Raw genomic sequence first — 1,370 nt, 5'->3', positions numbered from 1 at the left:
TTTAACCGGCTAATCCTGACCCAGATGAGTGCGCAGATCCAGAACCGTGGGTTTTGTTCCCAACAGATTGGTTGAGGTGACGGATCTGTTCTTCGTGGTGCCGGACCTTGATAGCTACCGCATCGATCAAGCCTCGAAGTTCCTCGACCTGGGCACTCAGTTCGATGAACGTATGAGAACGCTTTGAAATAGTTCGGTAGCCCTCCACCATTTGGCGTAGCTCGGGGTTCCGATACAGGGTATTCCTTGTGACGTGAGCACGACGGGCGACCTCAGCGAAGGTGACTACCTGGTCGAGCGCGACTATCTCCGCACAGGTCTGGTCGACTTTGGCGAGGGTCTCCTTGGAGATCATTGGCTACTCGCCTGGGCGATGAGTGCATCAAGCCGTACCATCAGGCGCCGATGACGATCCGCCTCGGTTGCCCAACCTCGGCTCGTCGCATCGGATGCAAGAGTCTCTGTGTCATGACGCTGGGTAACAAGCACGGCTAGGTTCGTCTCATCAACGCGGAAGTTGGTACAGTGTTCACAAATGTTAGCGTAGATGCAGGCCTCCTGAGCCAGGGCACGTACACAGTGGCCTCCAGAGAGTCGTGACTTAATCAAGGGAAGCCCCTGCCAGGGTTGGTCCCCGGTGACAGGAATGCTTGTATGCGTCTTGGGTGCTGTGGGAGGAATGATCTCCTTGAGTTCGCGAAGAGCTCGCTCGTACTCAGAACGGATCGTCGTATCAAAGAGGCGTCCATAGCGAAGGCTCATCTCGGCCGAGGAGTGTCCAAGGAGAGACATGAGAACCTGGAGCGATACTCCTGCATTGACCATTGAGGTCGCAAAGGTGTGGCGGAGCTGGTGGGGAGTGACCGGGTCAATTTGAGCGCGCCCACAAGCGCGTCCCAGTTCATCTCTCACGGCGTTGGGTGAGAGTCGGGTTCCATGGTGCGTGAAGAGAAACTGACACGGCTTACCGGTTCGAGGATGCGGTAGTGGTCGCCCATTGGATCTCAAACCGACGATTTCGTCGATGAGGGCCACGGTATCCTCTTCGAGGGGGACCATGCGTTCGGTATCGAGCTTACCGAGCGGCACCTTCAACCAAGAGCCATTCATCGGGACCTCATGAACGCAGTCGAGTTCGAGATCGAGGAGCTCTCCAATCCTGAGTCCGGTCGCACGCAAAACCCTGAGTGCCAACGCAGCCAAGGGGTACTCCGTCTCGGTGAGTGCAACTCGCAAGCGACGGTCCTCATCGAGGGGAACGTACCTCGGCAGAGGTGCTGGTAGTCGAGGAATATCTGAGCTAAAGATGAGCCTGCGAGTTGGGACATCGGCCCAGTCCCATTCGGTAATGTCACGGAGGAACGAACCTA

At 56.8% G+C, this 1,370-nt stretch carries 2 protein-coding genes; both read right to left on the bottom strand.

The features are described from left to right. Position 1 precedes the first annotated feature (1 nt). Positions 2-355 carry a hypothetical protein gene (locus tag M7Q83_RS13910; RefSeq protein ID WP_298340169.1) on the bottom strand — a complete coding sequence of 118 codons (354 nt, stop codon included), beginning with the start codon at positions 353-355 and terminating at the stop codon, positions 2-4. Continuing rightward, positions 352-1,370 (bottom strand): tyrosine-type recombinase/integrase (locus M7Q83_RS13905; RefSeq protein WP_298340167.1); only part of this gene is annotated, 1,019 nt, incomplete at its 5' end. The genes M7Q83_RS13905 and M7Q83_RS13910, both read right to left, overlap by 4 nt.

The sequence above is a fragment of the Ferrimicrobium sp. genome (assembly GCF_027364955.1).
In the GTDB taxonomy this organism is placed as follows: domain Bacteria; phylum Actinomycetota; class Acidimicrobiia; order Acidimicrobiales; family Acidimicrobiaceae; genus Ferrimicrobium.
The sequence above is the reverse complement of the archived record's forward strand: the minus strand, read 5'-3'. Positions and strand labels throughout refer to the sequence as shown.